The organism is Kitasatospora brasiliensis (assembly GCF_032654805.1).
Taxonomy (GTDB): domain Bacteria; phylum Actinomycetota; class Actinomycetes; order Streptomycetales; family Streptomycetaceae; genus Kitasatospora; species Kitasatospora brasiliensis.
Genome location: NZ_JAUOOW010000010.1, coordinates 288390 through 314354, shown reverse-complemented (window position 1 = coordinate 314354; position 25965 = coordinate 288390). Strand labels below are relative to the sequence as shown.

The 25965-nt window shown below is 74.5% G+C and carries 20 protein-coding genes and 1 pseudogene; 5 read left to right on the top strand and 16 right to left on the bottom strand.

Annotated elements, in window-relative coordinates; genetic code table 11:
- Positions 1-29 precede the first annotated feature (29 nt).
- The 6 genes from QWJ13_RS32985 to eccB all read right to left on the bottom strand — a co-directional run bounded on the left by QWJ13_RS32985 (position 30) and on the right by eccB (position 5989).
- Positions 30-1274, bottom strand: coding sequence for a hypothetical protein (locus QWJ13_RS32985; RefSeq protein ID WP_316529227.1), 1245 nt, complete (start codon positions 1272-1274; stop codon positions 30-32).
- A 61-nt stretch (positions 1275-1335) separates the two neighbouring features.
- Positions 1336-1875, bottom strand: a complete 540-nt coding sequence (locus QWJ13_RS32980; protein WP_316529226.1) for a SigE family RNA polymerase sigma factor — start codon at positions 1873-1875, stop codon at positions 1336-1338.
- 161 nt (positions 1876-2036) lie between these two features.
- Positions 2037-3323 carry a type VII secretion-associated serine protease mycosin gene (mycP, locus tag QWJ13_RS32975; RefSeq protein ID WP_432277648.1) on the bottom strand — a complete coding sequence of 429 codons (1287 nt, stop codon included), beginning with the start codon at positions 3321-3323 and terminating at the stop codon, positions 2037-2039.
- A gap of 84 nt (positions 3324-3407) precedes the next feature.
- Positions 3408-3698 (bottom strand): WXG100 family type VII secretion target, encoded by a 291-nt coding sequence (locus tag QWJ13_RS32970; protein ID WP_316529222.1) that lies wholly within the window; start codon positions 3696-3698, stop codon positions 3408-3410.
- Positions 3699-3818: 120 nt separating this feature from the next.
- Positions 3819-4121, bottom strand: a complete 303-nt coding sequence (locus QWJ13_RS32965) for a WXG100 family type VII secretion target (protein WP_316529220.1) — start codon at positions 4119-4121, stop codon at positions 3819-3821.
- Between the two features lie 182 nt (positions 4122-4303).
- A complete protein-coding gene (eccB, locus tag QWJ13_RS32960) occupies positions 4304-5989 on the bottom strand; it encodes a type VII secretion protein EccB (RefSeq protein ID WP_316529219.1) in 1686 nt (561 codons plus the stop codon).
- A 183-nt stretch (positions 5990-6172) separates the two neighbouring features.
- Between eccB and eccE the strand changes: the two genes are divergently transcribed.
- The 3 genes and pseudogenes from eccE to QWJ13_RS32945 form a co-directional block, all read left to right on the top strand.
- On the top strand, positions 6173-7579 hold the full coding sequence (eccE, locus tag QWJ13_RS32955; protein WP_316529217.1) for a type VII secretion protein EccE: 1407 nt from the start codon (positions 6173-6175) through the stop codon (positions 7577-7579).
- Positions 7579-8346 (top strand): hypothetical protein, encoded by a 768-nt coding sequence (locus QWJ13_RS32950; protein ID WP_316529216.1) that lies wholly within the window; start codon positions 7579-7581, stop codon positions 8344-8346. The genes eccE and QWJ13_RS32950 overlap by 1 nt, the downstream gene beginning before the upstream one ends.
- A 475-nt stretch (positions 8347-8821) precedes the next feature.
- Positions 8822-10495 (top strand): annotated as a pseudogene (locus tag QWJ13_RS32945) (MinD/ParA family ATP-binding protein); the annotation flags it as partial.
- A gap of 57 nt (positions 10496-10552) precedes the next feature.
- On the opposite strand, the gene QWJ13_RS32940 reads toward QWJ13_RS32945, so the two are convergent.
- The 10 genes from QWJ13_RS32940 to rimP form a co-directional block, all read right to left on the bottom strand.
- Positions 10553-11497, bottom strand: a complete 945-nt coding sequence (locus QWJ13_RS32940) for a bifunctional riboflavin kinase/FAD synthetase (protein WP_316529213.1) — start codon at positions 11495-11497, stop codon at positions 10553-10555.
- Between the two features lie 65 nt (positions 11498-11562).
- Complete coding sequence (locus QWJ13_RS32935; RefSeq protein ID WP_316529212.1) at positions 11563-15156, bottom strand: trypsin-like peptidase domain-containing protein; 3594 nt, start codon at positions 15154-15156, stop codon at positions 11563-11565.
- A 206-nt stretch (positions 15157-15362) separates the two neighbouring features.
- The gene (truB, locus tag QWJ13_RS32930; protein WP_316529211.1) at positions 15363-16292 is read right to left on the bottom strand and encodes a tRNA pseudouridine(55) synthase TruB; all 930 of its coding nucleotides are present in this window, start codon (positions 16290-16292) and stop codon (positions 15363-15365) included.
- Positions 16293-16328: 36 nt separating this feature from the next.
- Positions 16329-17432 carry a DHH family phosphoesterase gene (locus QWJ13_RS32925; protein WP_316529210.1) on the bottom strand — a complete coding sequence of 368 codons (1104 nt, stop codon included), beginning with the start codon at positions 17430-17432 and terminating at the stop codon, positions 16329-16331.
- Positions 17433-17434: 2 nt separating this feature from the next.
- Entirely contained in the window at positions 17435-17875 is a 441-nt protein-coding gene (gene rbfA / locus QWJ13_RS32920) for a 30S ribosome-binding factor RbfA (protein ID WP_316529208.1), read from the bottom strand.
- Between the two features lie 153 nt (positions 17876-18028).
- Complete coding sequence (locus QWJ13_RS32915) at positions 18029-18325, bottom strand: DUF503 domain-containing protein (RefSeq protein WP_316529206.1); 297 nt, start codon at positions 18323-18325, stop codon at positions 18029-18031.
- Between the two features lie 134 nt (positions 18326-18459).
- Positions 18460-21588, bottom strand: a complete 3129-nt coding sequence (gene infB, locus QWJ13_RS32910; RefSeq protein WP_316529204.1) for a translation initiation factor IF-2 — start codon at positions 21586-21588, stop codon at positions 18460-18462.
- A 229-nt stretch (positions 21589-21817) separates the two neighbouring features.
- Positions 21818-22111: a YlxR family protein gene (locus QWJ13_RS32905; RefSeq protein ID WP_316529203.1), complete on the bottom strand. Its 294-nt coding sequence runs from the start codon at positions 22109-22111 to the stop codon at positions 21818-21820.
- Positions 22112-22187: 76 nt separating this feature from the next.
- Positions 22188-23189, bottom strand: a complete 1002-nt coding sequence (gene nusA, locus QWJ13_RS32900; protein WP_316529200.1) for a transcription termination factor NusA — start codon at positions 23187-23189, stop codon at positions 22188-22190.
- Positions 23190-23244: 55 nt separating this feature from the next.
- Complete coding sequence (rimP, locus tag QWJ13_RS32895) at positions 23245-23784, bottom strand: ribosome maturation factor RimP (protein ID WP_316529199.1); 540 nt, start codon at positions 23782-23784, stop codon at positions 23245-23247.
- Between the two features lie 293 nt (positions 23785-24077).
- On the opposite strand from rimP, the gene QWJ13_RS32890 reads away from it, so the two are divergent.
- Together QWJ13_RS32890 and QWJ13_RS32885 are read left to right on the top strand one after the other, a co-directional pair.
- On the top strand, positions 24078-24995 hold the full coding sequence (locus tag QWJ13_RS32890; protein ID WP_316529197.1) for a ferritin-like domain-containing protein: 918 nt from the start codon (positions 24078-24080) through the stop codon (positions 24993-24995).
- A gap of 37 nt (positions 24996-25032) precedes the next feature.
- Positions 25033-25962: an aminoglycoside phosphotransferase family protein gene (locus QWJ13_RS32885; protein ID WP_316529196.1), complete on the top strand. Its 930-nt coding sequence runs from the start codon at positions 25033-25035 to the stop codon at positions 25960-25962.
- Positions 25963-25965 lie beyond the last annotated feature (3 nt).

Here is a 25965-nt window from a genome sequence, read left to right as displayed (position 1 = left end):
CCCCCAAGCCCGGGGCACCGCCGTGTCCGTTACTTCTTCGCCTTCCAGGCCGGGCTGGTGGCGATCGCCTTCAGCTGCTCCGAGGTGAGCAGCGGCTGGCTGCCGGGCAGCTGGTAGACCAGCACCGCCAGGCCGTCCTTGCGCAGGACGTTCACCGCGTACGGCTTCGACGTGCCGGCGGGGGCGTCGTTGACCAGGATCCGGCTCCCGTCGGGGAGGGTGGTGGCGTCCTTGAAGGCCCGCTCGCCCATCGGGTTGCCGCCGTGCGCCCAGTTCTCCACCTTCACCTCCAGCACGCTGGAGGCCTGGCCCTGGGCCAGGTCGAAGTCGGCGGTGAGCGGGTCGCCGTGGCGGCCGGTCACGGTCACGCCCTGCGGCAGCAGCCCGGCCAGCACGGCCTCCCGGTCCGGCAGCGACAGGCCGGGGTCGACCGCGGCCTCGTCGACGCCGTTGTACTTGATCGCCGCGACGATCCGGTCCCAGGACTTGTCGGTGACGACCGCCTTCAGCTGGTCGAGGGTGAGCGGCGGGTTGGGGCGGCTGTCCGGCGCGCCCTTCTCCTTGGCCGCGTTCCACTCGTGCACGGAGATGCTCCGGCCGTCAGGGCCGGTCAGGATGGCGAACCACTCCTTGGTGTCGGCCCGGCTGTCCGAGTACTCGTGCCCCTGCTGCAACAGGAGCTTGGAGCCGTCCGGCAGGGCGGTGAGGGTGCAGGCGTCGATCCTCGACGCCTTGAGGTCCGACGGGCATTGGAGCTGCTGCTGCGCCTGCTTGGGGTGGTCCTTCTGGACGCCGAGCTGGATCAGCGACTTGCCCTGGCCGTCGTCGAGGACCAGGCTCGCCGAGGCGAAGCCGTCCGGCTCCTCGCTGTCGGTGCCCCGTCCCGTGGCCTCGGTGATCTCCCCCTTGGGCAGCAGGGCCCGGAAGGTGGCCAGCACCTCGTCGCCGGAGACCACGGCCGGGGCGGCGGACTTCACCGAGGTCGGGGTGGCCGCGGCGGCGACGCCGCTCGCGGCGCCGGCCGCCGGGGCGGAGGCCGCGCGCACGGTGCCCGCGTCCTTGCCGCCCACGGAGGTCAGGTAGACCGCGCCGGTGCCCACCAGGGCCAGCGCGGCCGCGCCGCTCACCACGGCGGCGGCCGAGCGGCGGCGCCAGCGGCGGCGGCCCAGCCGGTAGCCGCCGGCCACCAGGTCGGCCCGCTCGGTGCGGAAGCCTTCTCCCGTACGGGTGAGGGCGTAGAGAAGATCGTCCTCGAACTTTTCCGGCTCGGACATGGGTGTCCACCGTCTCCTTGCGTCGCGGGTTTCGTGAGTGCCGTAGCGCGGGCCGCCGGCCTCAGCGGGCGGCGAGCTCGGCCAGCGAGTCGCCGAGCAGGGTGCGCAGCCGGGCCAGGGCCCGGGTGGTGCGGGTGCGGACGGCGCCGGAGGAGACCCGCATGGCCTCGGCGGTCTCCTCGACGCTGCGGTCCTCCCAGTAGCGCAGCACCAGGACCGCGCGGTCCTTGGGCGGCATCCGGCCGAGCGCGTCCAGGAGGGTCAGCCGCAGGGTGCTGTCGCTGTCCCGCCCCTCCGGCTCCGGCAGGGTGTCGCTGGGGCGCTCGGTGCTGGAACGGCGGCGCTGCTGGGCCAGGAAGGTGCGCACCATGACGGTGTGGGTGTAGGCCGCGGGGTTGTCGATCCGGCCGCGGCCGGTGAAGGCACTGCGCCGCCACAGCACGTACATCCGGCTGAGGGCCTCCTGTACGAGGTCCTCGGCGTAGTGGGTGTCGCCGCTGGTGAGCAGGCAGGCCGAGCGGTACAGGTGGCCGGTGCGGCCGGAGACGAGCTCCAGGAACTCCGCGTCCTTGGCCTCCCGGCCCGCCCCGATCCACCCCATGCGCCCTGCCCCCCGTGGTCCGCCCTCCCTGACACTTCATCGATGCGGCGGGCGGGCCGGGGTGTTACAGGGGTTCCGGCGAATTCCCGGTGCGCCGGGTGTCGGACGGGTGTCGGACGGGTCTCGGACGGTCAGCCGGCTCCAGTCGGCTTCAGTCGGCTTCAGTCGGCGGACTTGCGCCGGTGGTCGCGCAGCACCACGCCGCCGCCGATCAGCAGGGCGACCAGCAGCGCGCCGACGCCCAGGACGTACGTCGCGGTGCGGCCGTCGCGGTCGGCCTGGGTCTCGCCGAGGCCCACCGGGCGCGGCACGATCGGCGCGGCGGCGAGCTGCACCGGGGCGTCCGGGGTGGCCGCGAAGGGCGCGTCGGCGGGGGCCTTGGTGACGGCCTTGACCGGGTCCACCACGCCCCAGCCGATGAACTTGTCCGGCTCGCGCTGGGTGCGCTGGGCGGACTGCTCGATCCAGGCCCGCACCTGGGCCGGCTTCCAGTTCGGGTGGGCGCCGACCAGCAGCGCGGCGAGGCCGGCGACGTACGGGGCGGCGAAGCTGGTGCCGTTGTCCACGCACTGGCCGCCCCCGGGCACGGTGGACAGCATGTCGACACCGGGCGCGGCGACCTTCACGAAGCCGCCGTACTGGGAGAACGGCGCACGCTCGTTGTTGCGGTCCGAGGCGCCGACGGCCAGCACGGTCGGGAAGGCGCCCGGGAAGGTGTCGCCCTCCTTGCCGTCGTTCCCGGTGGAGGCGACCACCACGGCCCCGTTCTTCTCGGCGTCCTCGACGGCGGCCTTCAGCTCCGAGTAGCCGCCGAACCGGGCGTCGCCCGCCCCGCGCACGTCCTGGGAGATGTTGATGACCTTGGCGCCCCGGTTGACCGCCTCCTTGATCGCCGTGACCAGGGTGGAGACGTCGCCGTTGCCGTCGCTGTCGTTCTGCCGGATCGAGATGATCTGGGCGTCGGGGGCCAGCCCGACGAAACCGGTCCGGTCGCTGCGGGCCGCCGCGATGATGCCGGCCACCTTGGTGCCGTGGCCGACCGGATCCTCGATGGACTTGCCCTCGATCGGTTGCTTGGTCTCCCGGTTGACCAGCAGGTTGGGGCCTTCCTGCACCTTGTCGACCGACGGCGCGCCGTCCGCCTCGGTCGGGACCTTGCCCGCCAGCTGCGGGTTGTTCCGGTCGACCCCGGTGTCGATGACCGCGACCTTCACGCCCCGGCCGGTGGTCTTCCCGCCCTGCCACAGCTCGTCCAGCAGCAGGCGCTGGAGCGACCACGGCACGGTCTGCACCTCGGGCGCCGGCTTGGGGCAGTCGCCGGCCGCGGCCAGCCCCGGGCCCCCCTCGGCGTACGCCGGGGCGGCGAGCGGGCCGCCCAGCACCGCGAGCACGGCGAGCGCCGCGGCCGCCTTCCGGTACCCGTGTCGGGACACCCTGCCACCCCTCATGTCGTCCACCCGTGTCGCGCGTCGGGGGCGGGTGCCCGGAATCCGGGTACCCGCCCCCTGCTGTTCCCTTAGGGAACCCGAACGTCAGCCCCAGAGCTTGGAGTTGGAGTCCTCGGTGGCCTTGTAGCTCTGCGCGGCCTGCTCCAGCGAACCCGCGATCTTCGAGCAGGTCTGCTGGAGGTCGGCGGCCTTGGAGTCCCAGATGGCCTGGTGGGCCTGGTAGCCCTGCTGGGCGGCGCCCTGCCAGCTGGAGGCGATGCGGGTCACGTTGCCCTTGAGGTCGTTCAGCATCTGGTCGATGCGGGCCGCCGAGGCCTTGACCTCCTCGGCCGCCGTGTGAACGGTCTGGAAGTTGACGAGAATCTGGTCGGACACGTTGTCTCCCTTGACGAGGGTGCGGAGCGCCGCACGGTCAGCGGCGGGCGCTCCGCAGAGCTGTGGATCGGGGCAGAACGGCGGTCGGCGCAGGAGCGGCGATCAGCGCGGGTGCGGTGATCAGCCCTGGGCCGAGGAGAAGATCGACTTCTGCTCCTCTTCGGTGGCCGCGTACTGCTTGGTGGTCAGCTCGATCGCGTGCTTGATCGCGTCCAGCGACTTCTTGAGCGCCTCGATGTCTTCGTTGACCCGCTGCTGGAGGGACTGGTAGGCCGCCGCGGCCTGGCCCTTCCAGCCACTGGTCACGTTCTGGACCGTGCCGATCAGCTTGGTCTTCTCGCCCTCGATCTTGCCGATGGCCTCTTCGATCTGCTTGGCGAAAGCCTGCATCTCCTGCGCGGTCATCGTGAACTGCTCAGCCATGATCCACCGTCCCCCATGAGACAACAATTTGCGTGTACGGAGGGCCCGGCAGGCCCACCGCTGCATCACCGGTGTGATGTCCAGCAGCACTGTAGTCGGCACACGCAGCTCACCCAACACCGAGCACTGACTAGTTACCAGACCATGACACTGCGGCCAATTCGGTTGCGCCGCTTGGCCGGTCAGGCGTTCTGCGGCTGCGCGGCGGCCTTCGCCGTCAACGGCGGGCCGGCCGGAACCAGATCGGACCACTCCTTCGGTACCAGCAGCGGCTGGACGCCCTGGTAACCCAACCGGGCCTGGTTGGCGCCGGGTTCGTCCTGCTGCTGGCCCGGTTCCTGGGACGGCGCCCCGGGGGTCGACGTGGCCGTGGGCTGCGGCGTCGCCGGCTTGGGGGTGCCGCTCTGGCCGGGCTGCGGCGAGGCGCCGGGACGCTGGCTGCCGTCGCCGTTGGACGGGACGGAGTAGCGCAACCCGGTCTCGGTGATCAGGAAGTCGGATCCGGAGCCGGCCGCGGAGGCGTCCAGCGAGCGGTAGAAGAGTCCGTGACCAGGGGTCACGTACGCCGCCCCGGCGCCGTTGTTGTACTGCGCCGGGTACGAAGTCCCGGCCCAGACCGAGCGCTTGGCCGTCTTCCCGTCCTCGGCGAAGCCGTCGAAGGTGCTGCACACCACCACCCGGGCGTCCTGGCGCTCCTGCCAGTTGTTCACCGGGGCGCCGGTCTTCAGCGGCCAGTCCGGCGCGGTGCCCTTCAGCGGGACGTCGCCGCCCAGCTTGGAGAGGTCGGCCGGGCCCATCTCGTCACTGCGCGGCTTCTTGTCCTGGTCGTACTTGTAGAGCATCTGGTAGGCCGGGTTCTGCCGGATCAGCTCCGCCTGGAACGGGGTGACCAGGTAGAGCTGCTCCTTGCCGACCACGTAGTGGCGGTCCTGGTAGTGGACCAGCCGGCCGACCCGGCGGTCGGCCTGGTTGCTCAGCTCCACCTTGGAGTTGGGGGCCTGGCTGTCGGCGACCCCGTCGACCTGCGGGAAGGTGATCTCGGTCCCCTTCACCAGGGTGTCCAGCCACTCCCGCTTGACCCGCTGCGGCACCGCGTTGGGCCCGAACACCGCGGTGATCAGCGCCTTGCGCTCCTTGTCGTCCGACTGCGGGGAGCCGATCTGGTGCTTGCGGCCCTGCGCGTCGACCAGGTACACCGCCGCGCCCGCGGCGGCCGCCTGGCCCTGCGCCGGCGCGGCCGAGATCTGCTGCTCGTCGGCCTGCTGCACCAGCATCAGCTGGTCCGGGCCGAGCATCCTGTCCTTGGCCGCCAGCGTCGTCGCGTCCGCGCCGCCCGCCACGAACACCGCCTGGTTGACGGTCTCCTGCTTGTCGTCCGAGCCCGGACGGTCGCAGACCGTCCACTTCATCGACTGGCTCGCCTTGTCCTTGCTCGGCAGCTTGTCCGGCGCGTACGGGATGCCGATCGTCGGACCGTGGTTGGGGTACCGGTCGAGCACCCCGTCGTCGACCACCACGACCTTGGCGTCCGCGGGCAGCACCAGCCTCGCCGAGGACATGTTGAGCACCTGGTGCAGCCGCTTGGTCTTGTTGTCCGGGTCGGTGAGCACCACGTACCGGGTGGTCGACTGCTTGCCCTGGATGATGTTCTTGCCGTCGTCCCACTTCACCGGCGCACTCGGCTTGAAGACTCCCCAGATCCCGAAGCCGGCCACGATCACCACCCCGGCCAGCACGCTCGGCAGCACGGCCTTCACCGGACGCGGCGCGTCCTCGTCACTGCCACCGCCGGTGGGCAGCAGAAAGGCGCCCACCGTGCGCTTGCGGGCGAAGGTGTACGCGTTCAGCTCGTCCCGGCGCGATGCCATCCTCGTCGTCCCCCTTGTCAGACCTTCTCGGACCTCGTCGGACCGACCTGCCCCGGTCACCCGCCGGGCACGAACCGGCGTGAACCCTCTACGATGCGGCAGCAGACGGTGAGTACGGTACGGGTACGGTCCGCGACACAGCCAGCCGGGCCGCGACAACGGATCAGAGAGGGCCACCGGGGGATGCCAAGCCAGACCGCTCCAGGACGCCGCCGCAGTACGGGCGGTGGCAGGACGCGCCGGGCCGGCCGGGCGCAGCAGGCGCCGACGGCCGAGACCGGGAGCGCCCCGCCGCAGCCGACCGGCACCGGGGGCGGCAGCGCCGTCCAGGTCCGGGTCAACCCCCGACCGGGGCTGCTCGGCGGGCGGTTGAAGCTCCAGCAGCTCGTCCTGGTCGAGGTCGCGGCGGCCCTGGTCGCGGTCGGCTGGACGATCGGCCGCGCGGTCGCGGCCGGCTTCGGCGCGGTCGCCCTGGTGCTGCTGGTGCTCGCGATCGTCCCGGTGCGCGGCCGCACCCTGCCGGAGCTGCTGCGGGTGCGCGCCGCCCTCAAGTCCCGCCGCAAGCAGGCCAAGACGCTGCTGCCGCCGGCCGGCACCGACCCGGCGCTGGCACCCGCGCTGGAGCTCGAACCGGCGCTGCGCACCTGCACCCACGCCACCGAGGCCGAGTTCGGCGGCCGCCCCGTCCGCCGGGAGACCGGCATGATCGGCGACGGGACCTTCCTCAGTTCGGTGCTGCTCGTCCAGGCCAAGGACCAGCCGCTGCGCCCGGCGCGCACCGCGCTGCCGCTGCCGCTGGACGTGGTCTGCTCGGCGCTGACGGTGGACGACATCACGCTGGAGTCCGTGCAGTTGGTCCAGCACACCCAGCCGGCCCCGGCCCAGCACCTGCCCGAGCAGTCGCTGGCCGCCCGCGCCTACCGCGAGCTGCCGGACGGCCCCTCCACCCCTGGACTGCGGCTGACCTGGGTCGCGCTCAAGCTCGACCCGGAGCGCGCGGCGACCGCCGTCCGGGCCCGCGGCGGCGGCGAGGAGGGCGCCCGCAAGGCCCTCCAGCGGGTCACCGACCAGCTGGCCGGGCGGCTCAACAGCGCCGGCTTCAGCGCGACCGTGCTGGACGAGCGCGAGCTGATCGCCGCGCTGGCCATCTCCACCTGTGCCAACCCGATCGCGGTGGCGGGCCGGCAGGGCACCGGCAGCGGCGGCGGCACCACCCGCCGCACCCAGGAGGGCAACCGGTTCTGGCGGATCGACGACCGCTGGCACACCACGTACTGGATCTCCCGCTGGCCGCAGCTCAGCCGCCCCGGCGGCGGCGCCGGCCGGATCGGCGCGCCGGACCTGGTCAACCTGATGACCGGCTCCTCGGCCCTCGCCAGCACCTTCAGCCTGACCGCCGGACACGGCACCGGCGGCTCGGTGACCGTCAGCGGGCACCTGCGGGTGACCGGGCGCAACGAGGACGAGGTCGGACAGGTCGGCCGCCTGGTGGAGGCCCGGGCGCAGAGCACCGGGCTCGGCCTGGTCCGACTCGACCTGGAGCAGGCCCCCGGCATGCTCGCCACCCTGCCGCTCGGAGGGGCTTCCTGATGGCGTACCAGACCTACCCCGCGCTGGGCCCGCAGCCCGGCGCCGAGCAGCGCCGGGCCCGGCCGCGGATCCTGCCCGGCTTCGGGCTGCGCGGCCCGCGCCGGGAGAAGCACGTGCTGGAGGCGGCGGACCTCGCGGCGCTGTCCCTCCCGGTCGGCGACGACGGCGTGGTGATCGGCGTCGACCCGCACGGACAGCCCGCGGTACTCGGCCTGTTCCGCCCGACCTCCTACGACCTGGTGCTGGTCGGCGGCATGTGGACGGCGCAGGTCATCGCGCTGCGGGCGGCCGCGATCGGCGCCCGGGTCGCGGTGGAGACCGCCCGCGGGCAGCTGTGGGGCCCGATGGCCCAGGCGGCCGGCGGCGGTCAGCCCTGCGTGACGATCCACCAGGTCGGTCGGCTCGGCCCGCAGGGCGCCTCGGTGGCCTCCCCGGTCCTGGTGGTGCGCGACCTCGGCGCCCGGCCGCCGCGCAGCCGGCTCTCCGCCGCGCCCTGGCAGACCACCCTGACGCTGCTGCCCTACCTGGGCCCGAACGCCTCCCGGGTGCTGAACGCGGCCGACCTGGTCGGCGTGCAGCGGATCTCGCCCCAGGAGGCGGAGCTGACCGGCCGGGTGCTGTCGCTGCCGCCGGAGGACGTGGCCGCGCTGCCCACCCTCGGCGACGACCTGACCCTGTGGGCGACCCGGATGCGCCGTCAGTACGTACGGGCGGTGGCCGGGCAGGCCGAACAGCAGGTGCTCGGCGGGCCACGACGGATCGACTGAGCGGCGGCTCGCCGCACCTGGCGGGCCGACGGGGAAGCGAAGCCGCCTTCAACAGGGGTTGCCGTACGGCCTAGTCTTTGATGCGGCAACGGGCACCGCCGAGAAGGCGGCGGCGAACACGAGGGAGCCAGAAGTGAGTAGCGATCGGGACGGCGTCTACGTCGGCGACAACGCGGCGGAGGACGACGACGACTGGTCGGACGCACCTGACTACACTCCCCCGTCCTGGTACGTGCAGACCGAGCCGACGGCCCCGGCCGCTGAGAGCACTGCGGCTCCGACGGCCGCGGCGGATGCCCCGGGCACCGCCACTGCCGCTCCTGCCCCCGCGCCTGCTCCGGCGCAGCAGCAGGCCCAGGCTCCGGCCCCGGCGGCCGAGGCCGCTCCCGCCGCCGTCCCGGCTCAGACGCCCGCGCCGGCGCCGACACCCGTGCCGGCGCCGCCGGTGCAGGCCGAGGCGCAGCACGTCCCGTTCCCGGCGGCCGGGCCGATGGCTCCGCCGGTCGCCGAGCAGCCCCAGCCGTACCCGGCGCCGGCGCCCGCCGCGACCGCCCAGCCCCAGCCCCACCCGCAGCCGCAGCCGCAGCCGGGGCAGCCCGTTCCGCCGCAGAACTTCGCGCAGCCGCCCGTCCAGCAGGCCGTACCGCAGGACCCGCAGGCGGCACCGGCGGCGTGGGACCCGCAGGCCGCCTGGGCCGCCCAGCAGGCGCAGCAGGCCCAGCAGGCCGCCGCCCCGCAGCAGCCGGCCCCGGCCCCCCAGCCCGCCCCCGGGCCGCAGCCCGGCCCGGTGGACCCGCGCCAGGGCGGCTGGCCGCAGCCCGCCGCGTACCAGCAGCCGGTCCAGCCCCAGCCCGTCCAGCCTCAGCCCCAGCCCCAGCCCGTCCAGCCTCAGCAGCCGTGGCAGCAGCACCCGCAGGCCCCCCAGCCCAGCGCGTTCCAGCAGGCCGCCGCCCCGCAGCAGACCGCGCACGGCGCGCCGCTCGGCTACACCGCCGCCGTCGAGCTGTCCTCGGACCGGCTGCTGCGCAGCCAGCCCAAGCAGCAGCGCCAGCAGCCGCGCTTCCAGTTCGGCGGCAAGGCCGCGGCGGCCGAGAAGGCCCGCAAGCTGGAGATCATCCGCACCCCGGTGCTGAGCTGCTACCGGATCGCCGTGATCAGCCTCAAGGGCGGTGTCGGCAAGACCACGACCACCACCGCGCTCGGCGCGACCCTGGCCAGCGAGCGCCAGGACAAGGTGATCGCGATCGACGCCAACCCGGATGCCGGCACCCTGGGCCGCCGGGTCAAGCGCCAGACCGGCGCGACCATCCGCGACCTGGTGACGGCCATCCCGCACCTGCGCAGCTACATGGACATCCGTCAGTTCACCTCGCAGGACCTGAACTCGGGCCTGGAGATCCTGGCGAACGACGTCGACCCGGCGGTCTCGACCACCTTCAACGACTCCGACTACCGCCAGGTGATCGACGTGCTGGGCCGCCAGTACCCGATCATCCTGACCGACTCCGGCACCGGCCTGCTGTACAGCGCGATGCGCGGGGTGCTGGACCTGGCCGACCAGCTGATCATCGTCTCCACCCCCAGCGTGGACGGCGCCTCCAGCGCCTCGACCACGCTGGACTGGCTCTCCGCGCACGGCTACGCGGACCTGGTGCAGCGCAGCATCACGGTGGTCTCCGGGGTGCGCGAGACCAGCAAGATGATCAAGATCGAGGACATCGTCGCGCACTTCCAGACCCGCTGCCGCGGCGTGATCGTGGTGCCGTTCGACGAGAGCCTGGCGGCCGGCGCCGAAGTCAACCTCGACATGATGCGGCCCAAGGTCCGCGAGGCGTACTTCGAGCTGGCCACCCTCGTCGGCGAGGACATCGTCCGGGCCCAGCAGACCGCCGCCCAGCAGGCGGCCGCCCAGCAGGCCGGCTGGCAGCAGCAGGCCCAGCAGCAGTCGTACGGCTATCCGCAGCAGCAGCCCCAGCCCTACCCGCAGCAGGCCGGCCAGCCCGCCCCCGGGGCGCCGTGGGCGCCACAGCCCGGCCAGGCCCCGCCGCCCCCGCCCGGGTACGGCTACCCGCAGCAGCCCGCTCCCGGGGCGCCCTGGCCGCAGCAGCCGGGGCCGGGTTACGGATACCCGCCGTCGCAGCAGCAGTGAACGAACGGAAGGGCCCGCCGACCGGTGTCGGCGGGCCCTTCCGTTTCACGCTGCGGCTCAGGCGCCGTCGGTCAGCTCCCGCGCCCGCTTGACGTCGTCGGCCATCCGGTCCAGCAGCGCGTCGATGGAGTCGAACTTCTCCATCCCGCGCAGGTAGTCCAGGAAGTCGACGGCCACGTGCATCCCGTACAGGTCCAGGCCGACCCGGTCGATGGCGTACGCCTCCACAGTGCGGGCGGTGCCGTCGAATGTCGGGTTGGTGCCGACCGAGATCGCCGCCGGCATCCGCTCCCCCTGCGCGGTGAGCCAGCCCGCGTACACGCCGTCGGCCGGGATCGCGCTGTGCGGCACGGTCTCGACGTTGGCGGTCGGGTAGCCCAGCTCGCGGCCGCGCTGCGCACCGCGCACCACCACACCCTCGACCCGGTGCGGGCGGCCCAGCACCTCGTTGGCGCCGGCCATGTCCCCGGCTTCGACCAGCCGGCGGGTCAGGCTCGACGAGAACGGCTCGCCGTCCCCGGCCGTGCCGCACACCTTGAGGTCGATCACCTCGACCTCGAAGTCGTCCGCCCGGCCCAGCTCGCCGAGCAGCGCCACGTTCCCGGCGGCCCGGTGTCCGAAGCGGAAGTTGGGGCCCTCGATGACGAGCCGCGCGTGCAGCGCGTCCACCAGCACCTGCCGGACGAAGGTCTCCGGGGACTCCTGCGAGAACTCGGCGGTGAACGGCAGCACCAGCACCGCGTCCACCCCGAGCTCCGCGATCAGCTCGGCGCGGCGCGGGTGCGGCGCGAGCAGCGGCGGGTGACTGCCCGGGCGGATGACCTCGCGCGGGTGCGGGTCGAAGGTCACCACGACCGAAGGCAGGCCGAGTTCACGGGCGCGCTCGACCGCCCGTCCGATGATCAGCTGATGCCCGCGGTGCACCCCGTCGAACGAGCCGATGGTGACGACGCTGCGCCCCCAATCAGCGGGGATCTCCTCCAGGCCACGCCAGCGCTGCACCAGACCGCTCCTTGTTCCGTACGGCGCGTACCCTCTGTACGCTCAAACGCTCAAAACCCGAACCCCTATAGCGTGCCATGCGCCTGCCCCGGCTCAGGCACCGGAATACGGGTTGAGCGCACCGAGGGCCCCTCGGCCCGCTCGGGCAGAGCCCGTTCGGCCTCGGCGGCGGCGTACTGAGGATCCCGTCCGGACACCGCCAGAGCCCGCAGCCGGGCCGGCCGCGGGCCGTCCGGGGCGGTCGGCGCGGCGCCGGACGGCCGGCGCGCCAGCAGCCGGGCGAAGGCCGCGGACCGCCCGGCGCAGCGCACCAGCAGTTCGTCCGCGCCCGGCAGCCCCGGGGTGGCGCGGGCCAGCACCGCCCTGGCCCGGGCGGGCTTCTCGGCCGCGCAGTGCTCGGCGAGCCGCTCCACGACGGCGGTCAGCACCGCCGGGTCGGTCTCGGTGGCCAGCAGGGTGTCCAGCAGCTCGCAGCGCAGCGCGTCCGCCGCCGGATCGGCCACCGGGACGGACAGCGCCTCGGCGAACGGCCGGCGGACCGCCGCGCTGCGGGCGGCCAGCGCGGCGCCGAGCAGCATCCGCAGCTCCAGCCGGTCGGCCGGGACGACGGCGGTGGCGCGGCCCAGCCGACGGCCGAGGTAGTCGACGGCGACCGGGCCGGCCAGCCCCGGGTGCGCCCGCAGCAGCCGGACGACCAGCTCGGCGCCCGGCCGCAGGGCCGCCGGGGCGGTGGCGTCCGCCAGCACCCGCAACGTCTCGGCCGGAGTGTGGAGACAGGCCCCGGCGAGCGCGGCCAGGACCGGCTCCGGGTCGCTCTCCAGGGCCGGGCCGAACGCCCGCGGGGTGAGGAGGGCGTCACCGCCCGCCCGGAGCCGGGCGAGCGCGGCCGGCAGGTGGACGGCCCTCGTTGCCGGATCGCCCACCAGCAGGGCCAGCGCGGCCCCGTGCAGGCCGGGCTCGTCCTCCCGGCCGAGCAGGGTCAGCGCGGTGTACCGCAGCAGCTCGACCCCGGCACCGGAGGCGTGCGGGGCCGTCCGCAGCCCGTGCACGGCGGCCGCGACGTGCCGTTCGGGCCGCCGGTCGTGGCTCCACCGGTCCACCGCGCGGCAGAGCGCGGACGGCTCCTCGGCGGCGAGCACGGAGAGCAGCGCGTCCGCCCTCGGGTGCGCGGCGGCGGCCAGCGCGTCGGCCAACTCGTCCAGGGCGAGCCGACGGTGGGCGTACAGCAGGTCGTGGGCGAGTTCGGCGGTGGCGCTGGGGCCGGAACGGTCCTCGAACCAGGCGCAGAGCAACGGGAACACCCCGACCGGATCCGCGCGCAGCCGCTCGGCCACCACGGCGAGGAACTGCCGCTCCGGGCCGTCGGCGGCCACCAGGTGGCGCAGCAGGGCGAGTTCGGCGTCGACGGGCAGGCCGAGGCCGGTCCAGAAGGCGGGTCCGAAGCGGCCCAGCCCAGCCGACGGGAGCGCCACCGCGCCCGCCGGGCCCGCCCGTTCGGCGATCCGGACGGCCAACTGGTCGAGCAGCTCCCGGTGTTCGGTCGGCTCGGGGCTGACGGTCAGGCCCTCGGCGAGCAACCGGGCCGCCCACCAGGCGGGTTCGCTGCCCGCCGGGCGCAGGTCCAGGGCGCGCCAGATCCGGTGCAGCCACGGGTCCAGGGCGCGGGCGCCCCAGGTCTCGGCCACCCGGCGCAGCGCGGCGACGACCGGGCCGATCCGGTGCCGGGGGATCTCCCGGGCCTCCCCCGCCCGGTGGCCGCCGGGCTCCTCGGGCCCGTCGGCGGGCCGGGGCGGGGTGTCCTCGGCCTCGCCGAGCAGCAGCCGCAGCGCCGCGTCCAGGTCGAGGTGCCCGCCCTGCAGCCAGTCCGCGAACTCCCCGTGCGCGAAGCGGAATCCGGGCCCGGCCGGAACGAACAGGCCCTCGGCGAGCACCGCCGGGGCCCAGCCGCCCTCGACCGGGAACAGCTCCTCGAAGGCCTCCTGGTCCAGCCCGCCGCCCGCCTCGCCGCCGAGCATCCGGCGGGCCGCCTCGTGCACCCGCCCGGCCACCGCCGCCGCGAGCCGGCGCACCCGCCCGTGCCGGGGCCCGCCCGACTGCGCGGCGCCCCGGCGGTGGGCGCCCGGGCGGCGCGGCCGGCCGTCCTCGGCCAGCCGCTGGGCCACCCGCAGGCAGCGCAGGTCCAGGACGGCGCCGAACAGCTCGCTGCGGCGCACCGGCCCGTCGTACAGCCCCTGGGCCCACAACTCCGCGGCCAGCCGGACGGCCAGCGGGTGCCGTGCGTCCTCGGCGGCGGCCGGGTGGCCGGGCGGCAGCCCGTACCGGCGGCGCACCCGCCCGGCCGCCTCGGGGGGCAGCGGGCCGAGCCGCTGCCCGGCCAGGCTCGGCCCACCCCGGCCGTGGCCGTCCATCCGTACGGTGGGGGTGCTGCTCAGGTCGCCGTCCGGGTGCGGCTCCCGGGGCCGGTACGGGCCGGGGGCGCCGCTGCCCCAGGCCTCGGCGGCGAGCCGTTCCCACAGCTCCTCCCCGCAGGCGGTCAGCAGCCGGGCCCCGCAGCCGGTCAGCCACTGGCCGGCGCCGCGCAACCAGCGCGCGTCCACCGGCACGGGGGCCTCCTCGGGGCCGTCCAGGACCACCAGCAGCGGGCGTCCGGCCGCCGCGCACAGGGCCGCGACCTGCTCGGGCGCGGGCGCCGGGGTGCCGAGTCCGGCGGCCGCCGCGGCCAGCGCCCGCTCCACCGGCTCGGCGAGCGAGCGGTCCCCGGCGCGCAGGTCGGCGCCGCGCAGCCAGAGGGTGGGCAGCGGTTCGGCGGCGGCGCAGCGGCGGGCGGCCAGCGCGGCCAGTTCGGTGGTGCGTCCGCTGCCGGGGGCGCCGACCAGCACGGTGACGGTCGCGGCCGGTTCCTCCCCGGCCAGGCCGTCCGGCCGGTCCACCCGGTCCGCGGCCAGCCGGCCCACCCGGCCCGGTCCGGCTCCGGCGGCCGCGACCTGGGCGCCGGCCAGCCGCAGCACCCCGGCCAGGTTGAGCGCCCGCCCGTAGCCGGGCACCGCGGCCGCGTTGCCGGCCAGCAGCCCGGCCAGCGCCCCGGCGGCCGCCTCCCCGCCCCCGGCCGCCACGGCCGGCAGCGCGCCACCGTGCCGGGGCCCGCGCAGGGCTGGGGCGGCCAGCGCGACCACCGCGCCGCTGTGGACGTCCAGCACCGGTGAGCCGGCCGGCACCTCCACCCCGGAGACCACCGGCACGTCCAGCAGCAGCACCCCGCCCAGCCGGTGCCCGCGGTACTCCGCGCCGGTGACCGCGAGCAGCCCGCAGCGCAGGGCGACCGCCCGGCCGTCCTCCCCCGCCAGGGCGGGCAGCAGCACCTGGTGTCCGGGCGCGACGGCGGCCAGCGGCAGCGGCGGCACCGGCAGCCCGCCGACCGCGTCGGTGCGCAGCAGCGCGAGGCCGTGCTCGGGCAGCGGCAGGACGGCGTCCGGGCCGAGCACCCTGGTCTGCCCGCCGGGGGTGTGGAGGACGACCCGGTCCAGGCCGGCCACGCTCTCGTGGGCCGTCAGCACGACCCCCTGCGGGTCGGCGACGAACCCTAAGCCGTGCAGCCGCCCGTTGAGGTCGCGGATCCGCAGCAGGTACCGCCCCGGATCGCCCTCCTGAAACCCCGGCATCCCGCGCCCCTTCGACCGTCGCTCGCCCGCCGCCGGGAGCCTGCCCGCCGGAGCGGCTCCCCGACCGCTCCCGCGCCGCTCACCACGGGTGTTCACTCCGCGCGCTCCCTCGCGCGGGTGACTCCCCGTTCGGGTGAAGAGGCCTCCGGGAACGCCGAAGCCCCGTCAGGATGACTCCTGACGGGGCCCGCAGCGGCGACGGGACGTCAGCCGACGAAGACCGCGACCGGCTTCGCCTGCCCGTCCTTCTCCTCGACCAGCGCGAGGAAGCGCCCGTCCGGCCCGAACACCGCGATCGGCCCGTCCACGCCCAGTCCGGGCGCCTTCAGCCGGGCGCCGTGCGACAGCTTCTGCGCCGAGGCCTCGTCCAGGTCCCAGCGCGGGAAGGCGGCCGCCGCGGCCTCGCCGATCGGCAGCACCTCCAGTCCCTTGGCCTCCTCGCCGGTGACCTGGGCCTCCAGCTGCTCCAGGGTGTGCGCCGACTCCACCCCGTACGGCCCGACCTTGGTGCGCCGCAGCGCGGTCAGGTGCCCGCCGACGCCCAGCCCGGCGCCGAGGTCCCGGGCCAGCGCCCGGATGTAGGTGCCGGAGGAGCACTCCACGGTGACGTCCAGGTCGATCACCGGCGTGCCGTCCTCGGCGAGGGCGGCACGCTGCTCGTGCACGGTGAAGGAGTGGATCGTGGTCGGCCGGGCCGCGAGCTCGAAGTCCTCGCCCTCGCGCACCCGCGCGTAGGAGCGCTTGCCGTCGATCTTGATCGCGCTGACCTTGGACGGCACCTGCATGATCTCGCCGGTGAGGGCCGCGATCCCGGCATCGATCGCCTCCCTGGTGACGGCGTCGGCCGGGGCCGAGGAGGTGACCTCGCCCTCGCGGTCGTCGGTGACGGTGGTCTGGCCGAGCCGGACGGTCGCCTCGTACGTCTTGGCGGTGAGCATCAGGTGGCCGAGCAGCCGGGTGGCCCGCTCGACGCCGATCACCAGGACGCCGGTGGCCATCGGGTCCAGCGTGCCGGCGTGCCCGACCTTGCGGGTCCCGGCCAGCCACCTCAGCTTGGCGACGACCCCGTGCGAGGTGATGCCCTCGGGCTTGTCGACGATCACCAGGCCGTCGGGGCCGGTGCCTTTGCGCTTCATCGGGTTCTTTCTCTCAACAACATTCAGCAGAGACGATCAACGTACCGGGCCCAGCGCGTCCCGGAACCGCTCGACCACCGCGGCGACGTCCTCCCGGACGCTGAAACCGGCCGCGAAGACGTGCCCCCCGCCGCCCAGTTCGGCGCAGGCCGCGGCGACGTCCACCGCCCCCTTGGAGCGCGAGGAGCCGCGCAGCGTCCCGTCCGGGTCCTGCTTCAGCACCAGCGCCACCTCGGCCTCGGCCGGGCGGCGCAGGATGTCGATCAGCCCCTCGATCTCCTCGACCGTGACGCTGAACAGCGCGAGGTCCTGGTACGGCACCCAGGTCCACACCAGGCCCAGCCCGCCGGCCGCCTCCGGCTCGTAGACGGCCCGGTCGAGCGCGCCCGCGAGCACCTTGAGGTAGCCGAAGGAGGAGGTGTCCCACAGCCGACGGGAGATCAGGTCGTGCCGGATGCCGGTGGCCAGCAGCCGCCCGGCCAGTTCGTGGGTGGCGGGCGTGGTGGCCCGGTACTTGAACGAGCCGGTGTCGGTGGCGACCCCGGTGTAGAGACAGGTGGCCAGGTCCTGGTCGAGCTCGACGCCGAGCCGGCGCAGCAGTTCGTCCACCAGGACGGCGGTGGCCGGCGCGGCCGGGTCGATCAACTGGTGGGTGCCGAAGCCCGGGTTGGAGGCGTGGTGGTCGAAGACCGCCAGGACGGGCGCGGCGAAGGCCTTGTCGTGCAGCAGGCCGAGCCGGCTCTGCGCGGCCACGTCGAAGCAGAGCACCAGCTCGGGCACGTCCGGCACCTCGGCGGCCGGCACGATCAGCTCCTGGCCGGGCAGGAAGGCCAGCGACTCGGGCACGATCTGCGGGTCGTCGCCGAAGGACACCCGCACCTGCTTGCCGAGCGCGCGCAGCGCCAGCGCGGCCGCCAGCGAGGAGCCCAGCGCGTCACCGTCCGGGCAGATGTGGCAGATCAGGTCGATCGAACGGGCCCGCCCGATCTCCGCCACCACCTGCTGCCAGAGCAGCTCGAAACCGCTCTCCTCGGTGCGCGGGGCCGGGAGCGCCGCGAGGGCACCCTCCACCGTGCTGGTGGAGGACGCCCCCGTGGTCGATCCGGCTCGCGAGGCGGCCTGCGCCGGCTCACCCGCCATGACTACTCGTCCTCGTCGTCACGCTCGGACGCGGGGACCCGGTACGGGTCCGCGTCGCCGGCGTAGCTCTTCCCCGCGGCCTGGGTGCGCACCGCGGCGTCCGAGGTGCGGGCCCGGTCGAGCAGGTCGTCGATGTTCCGGGCGTTGTCCGGCAGCGCGTCCGCGACGAAGGTCAGCGTCGGGGTGAAGCGCACCCCGATCTTGCCGACCTCGGAGCGGATCACGCCCTTGGCGCTCTCCAGCGCGGCCGCGCTGGCCTCGCGCTCGGTCTCGTCACCGAAGACGGTGTAGAAGACGGTGGCCTCGCGCAGGTCTCCGGTCACCCGGGTGTCGGTGATGGTCACGAACCCCAGACGGGGGTCCTTGATCCGCCGTTCCAGGGTCTGGGCGACGACCACCTGGATGCGGTCGGCGAGCTTGCGCGCCCTAGCGGTGTCGGTCACGTTGCCTCCTCGTGCAGTGGGCCCGGTACCCGGGCGAGCTGCGCACCCGTCGGGGCCCATGCCCCAAAGTACCGGCCCGCGCCCGGCCTTGCGGGCGCTCTCGGTCCTGATCTGTGTGAGAACGGCGACTTCCGCCGGCCTGCTCCACAGCTCTCATTCGTCGTCGTCGTTGTGGTACCGCCTCCTCGCGGAGAGGAGCTGTACCTCGGGGCGGCCGGCGACCAACCGCTCACAGCTGTCCAGGACCTCGGTGATGTACCCGGCTTCGCCGGAGACCACCGCGAGGCCGATCTCGGCCCGGCGGTGCAGGTCCTGGTTCCCGGTCTCTGCAGCGCACACGCTGTACTTGCGCTGCAGTTCGGCCACGATGGGCCGCACGATCGAACGCTTCTCCTTGAGCGAGTGGACGTCGCCCAGCAGCAGGTCGAAGGTGAGTGTTCCCACGAACATGTGTGACAGGTCTAGCCGACCTGAAGGCCTCGGAGAGCAGCCCCTGACCGGGCTGACACTCCAGGACCCTACACAGCGAGACCGGGGCCGGTCGACGGAAATACCACCCGTCGACCGGCCCCGGCTGACACCGACTAGGCGCGCGGCTTCTCGCGCATCTCGTAGGTCTCGATGATGTCGTCGACCTTGATGTCGTTGAACGACCCCAGGGTGACACCGGCCTCGAAGCCCTCGCGGACCTCGGTCGCGTCGTCCTTGAAGCGGCGCAGACCCTCGATGGTGAGGCTCTCCGCCACGACCTTGCCGTCGCGGATGAGGCGGGCCTTGGCGTTGCGGCGGATGATGCCGTCGCGGACCAGGACACCGGCGATGTTGCCGAACTTGGAGGAGCGGAAGACCTCGCGGATCTCCGCGGCGCCGAGGCGCACCTCCTCGTACTCCGGCTTGAGCATGCCCTTGAGGGCGTTCTCGATCTCCTCGATCGCCTGGTAGATGACCGAGTAGTACCGGACGTCCACGCCTTCCTTGTCGGCCGCGGCGCGCGCACGGCCTTCGGCGCGCACGTTGAAGCCGATGATGATGGCGTCCGAGCCCATCGCCAGGTCCACGTCGGACTCGGTGATGGCACCCACACCGCGGTGCAGGACCCGGAGCTCGACCTCCTCGCCCACGTCCAGCTTGACGAGGGCGTCCTCAAGGGCCTCGACCGAACCGGAGACGTCACCCTTGATGATGAGGTTGAGCTGCTCGATGGAGCCGGCGGCGATGGCCTTGTCCAGGTCCTCCAGGGACACCCGGACCCGACGCTGCGCGAAGGCGGCGTTGCGGTCGCGGGCCGAGCGCTTCTCGGCGATCTGACGGGCGGTGCGGTCCTCGTCGACGACGATGAAGCTGTCGCCGGCGCGGGGCACCGAGGTCAGACCGAGCAGCAGCACCGGACGGGACGGGCCGGCCTCGGAGAGGTTGTTGCCGTTCTCGTCCAGCATGGCGCGGACGCGGCCGTAGGCGTCGCCCACGACGATCGAGTCACCGACGCGGAGGGTACCGCGCTGGACCAGGACGGTCGCCATGGCGCCGCGGCCCTTGTCCAGGTGGGCTTCGATCGCAATACCCTGCGCGTCCTGCTCCGGGTTGGCCCGCAGGTCGAGCGAGGCGTCCGCGGTCAGGACCACGGCCTCCAGCAGCTGGTCGATGTTCAGACCCTGGCGCGCGGAGATGTCGACGAACATGGTGTCGCCGCCGTACTCCTCGGCCACCAGACCGAACTCGGTCAGCTGACCGCGGACCTTGGTCGGGTCGGCGCCCTCGACGTCGATCTTGTTGACGGCGACCACGATCGGCACACCCGCGGCCTTGGCGTGGTTCAGCGCCTCGACCGTCTGCGGCATGACACCGTCGTTGGCCGCGACCACCAGGATCGCGATGTCGGTGGACTTGGCACCACGGGCACGCATGGCGGAGAACGCCTCGTGACCCGGGGTGTCGAGGAAGGTGATCGGGCGCTGCTCGCCGTTCACCTCGGTGACGACCTGGTAGGCACCGATGTGCTGGGTGATGCCACCGGCCTCGCCCGCCACCACGTTGGACTTGCGGATGGCGTCCAGCAGGCGGGTCTTACCGTGGTCGACGTGACCCATGACGGTGACGACCGGCGGGCGCGGGGCCAGCTGGTCCTCGTCGCCCTCGTTGGCACCGAAGTCGATGTCGAACGACTCCAGCAGCTCGCGGTCCTCGTCGTCCCGGCTGACGATCTCCAGCTGGAAGCCCATCTCGTCGGCCAGCAGCTGAAGCGTGGCGTCGGAGACCGACTGCGTCGCGGTGACCATCTCACCGAGGTTGAACATGACGGAGACGAGCGCGGCCGGGTTGGCGTTGATCTTCTCCGCGAAGTCCATCAGCGAGGCGCCGCTCGACAGGCGAACGGTCTGGCCGTTGCCGCGAGGCAGCATCACACCGCCGACGGACGGGGCCTGCATGGCCTCGTACTCCTGGCGCTTCGCCCGCTTCGACTTGCGGCCACGCGCCGGGCGACCGCCCGGGCCACGACCGAAGGCGCCCTGCGTGCCACCACGGGCACCCGGGCCGCCGGGACGACCGCCGAAGCCGCCGGGACGCGGGCCGAAGCCGCCACCGCCGCCGGGGGCACCACCGGGACGCGGACCGCCGAAGCCGCCGCCACCGGCCGGACGCGAGCCCGGACCGGCCGGACGACCCTGGAAGCCCGGACGGGCGCCGCCACCGGCACCCGGACCACCCGGACGGCCGCCGGGGCCACCCGGACCACGGCCACCCGGGCCGGGACGCGGGCCGGCCGGACGCTGCGGCATCATGCCCGGGTTCGGGCGCGGCATGCCGGACGGGGTCGGGCCGCCGGGACGCGGCGCGGCCGGACGAGGCATGCCGTCGGGACGCGGACGGTCGCCACCCGGACGGGGGGCACCGGCACCCGGGGCACCGCCCGGACGCGGACGGTCGCCACCGGGACGCGGCGCACCGGCACCCGGGGCACCGGCGGGACGCGGACGGTCGCCACCGGGACGCGGCGCACCGGCACCCGGGGCACCGGCGGGACGCGGACGGTCGCCACCCGGACGGGGAGCACCGGCACCCGGGGCACCGCCCGGACGCGGACGCTCGCCCTGACCGCCCTGACGGCGGTCACCGGGGCGGCCCATGCCGGTCGCGCTGCCCGAGGTGAACGGGTTGTTGCCCGGACGCGGGCCGGCCGGGCGCGGGCCCGGACGGGCGCCGCCGGCAGCCTGGCCGCTCGGGCGCGGGGCCTGGGCGGACGGACGCGGGGCGTCACCGGCCGGAGCCGGCGAGGAGAACTCGGCCGCGGGCGCGGCCGGGGCCGCCGGAGCGGCGGGACGCGCGGCCGGGCGCGGGCCCGGGGTCGGCGCGCCCGGCTTCGGGGCGGCGGGGGCGGCGGCGGCCGGCGCGGAAGGCGCGGCGGCAGCAGCCGGGGTCGGACGGGGACCAGGGGTCGCGCCGGGGCGCGGACCCGGGGTCGGAGCCCCCGGCTTCGGGGCACCCGAACCGGCGGCGGGGGAGGGCGCCGCGGTCTTCCGCGGGCCCGGCTTGGCAGCGGAACCACCAGAGGTGGGGGCCACACCAAGCGCGTCAGTCAGCTTGCGCACGACCGGCGCCTCGATCGTCGAGGACGCCGAACGAACGAACTCGCCGAGCTCGGTGAGCTTGGCCATGACGGCCTTGCTCTCCAAGCCAAGCTCCTTGGCGAGTTCATAAACCCGGACCTTAGCCACTTCACTCCTGTCTATGAGTCCGGGGGTCTCGTCCGCCGGACTGTCGCTACTTCATGGGCGTACCCATCGCGTACTCATCGCGTACTCATCGAGTGCTCATCGCAATCTCGACCTACTTCCACATCGCGAGGTACCTGACTGGTGGCACGGCGCGCGGCTACCCGCGCGCTGTGCTTGTTGCGGTGGTTCTCCGCCGCGCGAGCGGCGGCCGTCGCGGGAGGCGGCCCTGCTACGAGGCTTCGCCCGCCCGCTCCCCGATGAACTCGCGGAGCCGCTCCGTGTCGAGCGCGCCCTGGAGCCGGAAGGCCCGGGGGAACGCCCGACGGCGGACCGCGAGGTCGAGGCAGCCGGGGTCGGGATGCAGGTGAGCGCCCCGGCCCGGCAGTGCGCCACGGGGATCGGGGACGCACTCGCCCTCGACCGCCGTGACACGCAACAGCTGATGCTTGGCCGCGCGCTTGCGGCAGCCCACGCAGGTGCGTTCCGGGCGTGCTCGGACATGCGTCCGGCCAGACGAAGGCAAGTCTACCCCTCCGAAGCGACATGGCGCCGCCCCGCCGATCCCGGAGGACCGACACGGGCGACTAGGACAACACCGGCTACCGGGCCTGGGATTCCTCGGCCTGGCCCTCGGTGTCCGGACGGATGTCGATCCGCCAGCCGGTCAGACGGGCGGCCAGGCGGGCGTTCTGCCCCTCCTTGCCGATCGCCAGCGACAGCTGGTAGTCCGGCACGATCACCCGGGCGGAACGCTGGGCGGCGTCCACGATCTCCACGCTGGTCACCCGCGCGGGCGACAGGGCGGCGGCCACCATCTCCCGGGGGTCCTCCGACCAGTCGACGATGTCGATCTTCTCGCCGTGCAGCTCGCCCATCACCGCGCGCACCCGGGAGCCCATCGGGCCGATGCAGGCGCCCTTGGCGTTCAGGCCCTGGCGGCGCGACCAGACCGCGATCTTGGTCCGGTGGCCGGCCTCGCGGGCGATCGCCGCGATCTCCACGCTGCCGTCCGCGATCTCCGGGACCTCCAGCGCGAACAGCTTCTTCACCAGGCTCGGGTGGGTCCGCGACAGCGTCACCGAAGCCCCGCGCACACCACGGCGCACGGCCACCACGTAGCACTTCAGCCGGGTGCCGTGGCGGTAGTCCTCGCCCGGGACCTGCTCCTGCGGCGGCAGGATGGCCTCCAGCTTGCCGATGTCGACCAGCACGTTCTTCGGGTCGTTGCCCTGCTGGACGACACCGGTGACGATGTCGCCCTCCTTGCCCGCGTACTCACCGAAGGTCTGGTCGTCGGCGGCGTCGCGCAGGCGCTGCATCATCACCTGGATGCCGATGCTGGACGCGATCCGGCCGAAGCCGCTCGGGGTGTCGTCGAATTCCTTCGGCTCGACGCCCTCGTCCAGCTCCGCCGGGTCCTCCATGGCCCACACGGTGACGTGGCCGCTCTTGCGGTCCAGGTGCACCCGGGCCCGGCGGCGCGAGCCCTCGGTGCGGTGGTACGCGGTGAGGAGGGCGGACTCGATGGACTCGACCAGCAGGTCGAAGGGGATGTTCTTCTCGTTGACCAGCGTGCGCAGGGCACTCATGTCGATGTCCACGGCTACGCCTCCTCGTCTTTCGTCACGTTCGTCATGGTCGTACGGCACCGGTGGTTCACTCGGCGCCGTCGTCCCCCTCGTCGAAGTCGGCTGCCTCGTCCAGGAGCGCGTCGTCGTCCTTGCGGTTGAACTCGACCTGGACGCGAGCCCGGGCCACCTCCGCGTACGCCAGACGGCGCTCCTTCGGGCGGCCGCGCCCCTTCACCGGCTGCACCTCGACCAGTGCGCCGTCCTCGTCGGCCTCCAGCACCCGGGCGACGATCTCCCCGCCGTCCTCCAGGTGGATCTTGGCCAGTCGGCCCTGGGCGCGCTGCCAGTGCCGGGGCAGGACCAGCGGACGCTCCGCACCCGGCGAGCCGACCTCCAGCAGGTACGCCTCGTCCCCCATCAGGTCCGACTCGTCCAGGGCCTCACCGACCACCCGGCTGAACTCGGCGATGGCGTCCATGTCCACACCGCCCTCGGTGTCGACGTCGATCTGCACCTGCCGACGGCTGCCCGTCTTGGTGACCCTGACGTCCTCCAGGTCCAGTCCGGCCTGCTCGGCCAGCGGCTCCAGCAACGCTCGCAGCCGGTCGGTGTGGGTGGTGCTCATCCGGGTGGACTCCTCGGCCGCGTCTGCTGTTGTCAGAAGGTCGCCCCGCGCCCTCGGCGTCACACCGGGTCACGGCAGCTCGGCCCAAAGCCTATCCGGTGAAGCCCCGAACCACCGATTCCGGACCTCCGGCGACCGCCCGCACGCCACCCACTGCGAGCAAGCTCACACCGCTCCGCTCCCGGCCCGGCGGCCCCGAACCGGGCCCGGGGAGGTGGGGATTCTGTCATCATTCACGCCTATGAGGGCAGGCGGGGAGGCCGTCCTCCCGTACCCGCCACGGAGTGACCCCGATGCAGCCGCCCAGCCGACGGACCCTCCTGGCCCTCGGACTGCTCACCACCCTCACCGCCTGCACCGGCGGCTCCCCCGGCCACGTCCCCGCCCCGGCCCCGGACCCGGACACCCCCGCCCGCCTCCGGGCGATCGCCGCCACCGACCGCCTCCTCGGCGGCTACGAGCGTCTGCTCGCCGCCCCGGACGCCCAGGGCGCGCTGCTCCGGCCGCTGCGCGACGAGACCGCCCGGCACCGCGCCGCCCTGCTCCAGGGCCTGCCGACGGCCGGTCCCTCCCCCACCGGCACCCCGACCGAGGCCGTCCCCACCACCGCCGGCCTGGCCGCCCTGGAGCGCCGGGCCGCCGAGTCGCACCTGGCCGACCTGGCGGAGGTCGGCCCGGACCTCGCCCGGCTGCTCGCCTCGATCGCCGCCGCCAGGGCCCTGCACGCCGCGGCCCTCGGCGACCCGACCCCGGTCACCACCCCCGACGACCGCGACCCCACCACTCCGGCGGCCACCGCCGCCGCCGTCCCGGCCCTCCAGGGCGTGCTCGGCGCCGAGCACGCCGCCGTCTACGGCTACGGGGTGGTCGGCGCCCGCCTCGCCGACGAGCGGCAACGCGCCGACGCCCGCGCCGACCACGCCGCCCACCAGGCGCGGCGCGACGCCTGGCAGCGCCTCCTCGCCGCCGCCACCGCCACTCCCACCCCCGCCGCCGGCGGCTACCGGCTGCCCTTCCCCGTCACCTCCCCGGCGGACGCCGGCCGGCTGGCCGTCCACCTGGAGACCCGGCTGACCACCGTCTACGCCGACCTGGTCGCCACCGCCCCGGCCCCCTACCGCCCGCAGGCCGCCACCGCCCTGCGCGAGAGCGCCGTGCGCGCCCTGCGCTGGGGCGCCCCCGCCACGGCATTCCCGGGACTGCCCGGCTGAGGCTCGCACCCCGCGCCCAAACCCTGACAATGGACCCATGTCGGGAGCCGAACCCACCATCACCGTCCCCAGCTGGCTGACGGGCACCGTCACCGCCACTCACGGCGAGGCCGGCCGCGAGTGGCTGGCCGCCCTCCCCGCCAGGGCCGCCGCCCACCTCGCCCGCTGGGACCTCACCCCGGAACGGATCCTCGACCCCGGCGGCAGCCTCAGCCTCGTCGCGTACGTCCACCGCGACGACCTCTCCCCCGCCGTCCTCAAGGTCGGCCTGTCCACCCCCGAGACCGTCCACGAGCCCACCGCCCTCGCCCACTGGGCCGGCCGGGGCGCCGTCCTGCTGCTCGACTCCGACCCCGCCGAGGGCGTGCTGCTGCTCGAACGCCTCCACGGCGAGATCCCGCTGCGCTCCCTCGCCGAACCCAAGGCCATGCTGGAGGCCACCAGCCTGCTGCACCGGCTCTGGGTGGACCTCCCCGAGGGGCATCCCTTCCCCGCCGTCCGGGAGCGGATCGAGGCGGCCACCGCCACCGCCGCCCGGCTCGCGGAAGGCCCCCACCCCGCCGCCGCCGAGGTCCGGCCGCTGATCGCCGAGGCCCTGGAGACCGCCCGCGGCCTCGCCGACTCCGCCACGGAGTCCTTCCTGCTGCACGGGGACTTCCACCACGGCAACGTCCTGGCCGCCGACCGCGCCCCCTGGCTGGCCATCGACCCGCGCCCGGTGGCCGGCGAGCGCGCCTACGACCTGGCCCGCCTCGCGCTGGACCGCGCCGACACCCTGATCGGTTCCCCCGGCGCCCCCGCGGCCGTCCGGCGCCGGCTGGGCAAGCTCTCCGAGGCCCTCGACGTCGACCAGGACCGGCTGCGCGGCTGGACCCTCTTCCGCGCCGTCGACCTCGCCCTGCGCGCCCTCGCCGCGGACCGCCGCGAGGACGCCGAGCTGCACCTGGAATTCGCCGGCTCCCTGTAGGTG

Excerpts from the sequence above, each read along its gene's own strand:
- QWJ13_RS32985 (WP_316529227.1), bottom strand. The coding sequence starts at position 1,274 with ATGTCCGAGCCGGAAAAGTTCGAGGACGATCTTCTCTACGCCCTCACC.
- QWJ13_RS32980 (WP_316529226.1), bottom strand. The coding sequence starts at position 1,875 with ATGGGGTGGATCGGGGCGGGCCGGGAGGCCAAGGACGCGGAGTTCCTG.
- mycP (WP_432277648.1), bottom strand. The coding sequence starts at position 3,323 with ATGAGGGGTGGCAGGGTGTCCCGACACGGGTACCGGAAGGCGGCCGCG.
- QWJ13_RS32965 (WP_316529220.1), bottom strand. The coding sequence starts at position 4,121 with ATGGCTGAGCAGTTCACGATGACCGCGCAGGAGATGCAGGCTTTCGCC.
- eccB (WP_316529219.1), bottom strand. The coding sequence starts at position 5,989 with ATGGCATCGCGCCGGGACGAGCTGAACGCGTACACCTTCGCCCGCAAG.
- eccE (WP_316529217.1), top strand. The coding sequence starts at position 6,173 with ATGCCAAGCCAGACCGCTCCAGGACGCCGCCGCAGTACGGGCGGTGGC.
- QWJ13_RS32950 (WP_316529216.1), top strand. The coding sequence starts at position 7,579 with ATGGCGTACCAGACCTACCCCGCGCTGGGCCCGCAGCCCGGCGCCGAG.
- QWJ13_RS32935 (WP_316529212.1), bottom strand. The coding sequence starts at position 15,156 with ATGCCGGGGTTTCAGGAGGGCGATCCGGGGCGGTACCTGCTGCGGATC.
- truB (WP_316529211.1), bottom strand. The coding sequence starts at position 16,292 with ATGAAGCGCAAAGGCACCGGCCCCGACGGCCTGGTGATCGTCGACAAG.
- QWJ13_RS32925 (WP_316529210.1), bottom strand. The coding sequence starts at position 17,432 with ATGGCGGGTGAGCCGGCGCAGGCCGCCTCGCGAGCCGGATCGACCACG.
- QWJ13_RS32915 (WP_316529206.1), bottom strand. The coding sequence starts at position 18,325 with ATGTTCGTGGGAACACTCACCTTCGACCTGCTGCTGGGCGACGTCCAC.
- rimP (WP_316529199.1), bottom strand. The coding sequence starts at position 23,784 with ATGAGCACCACCCACACCGACCGGCTGCGAGCGTTGCTGGAGCCGCTG.
- QWJ13_RS32890 (WP_316529197.1), top strand. The coding sequence starts at position 24,078 with ATGCAGCCGCCCAGCCGACGGACCCTCCTGGCCCTCGGACTGCTCACC.
- QWJ13_RS32885 (WP_316529196.1), top strand. The coding sequence starts at position 25,033 with ATGTCGGGAGCCGAACCCACCATCACCGTCCCCAGCTGGCTGACGGGC.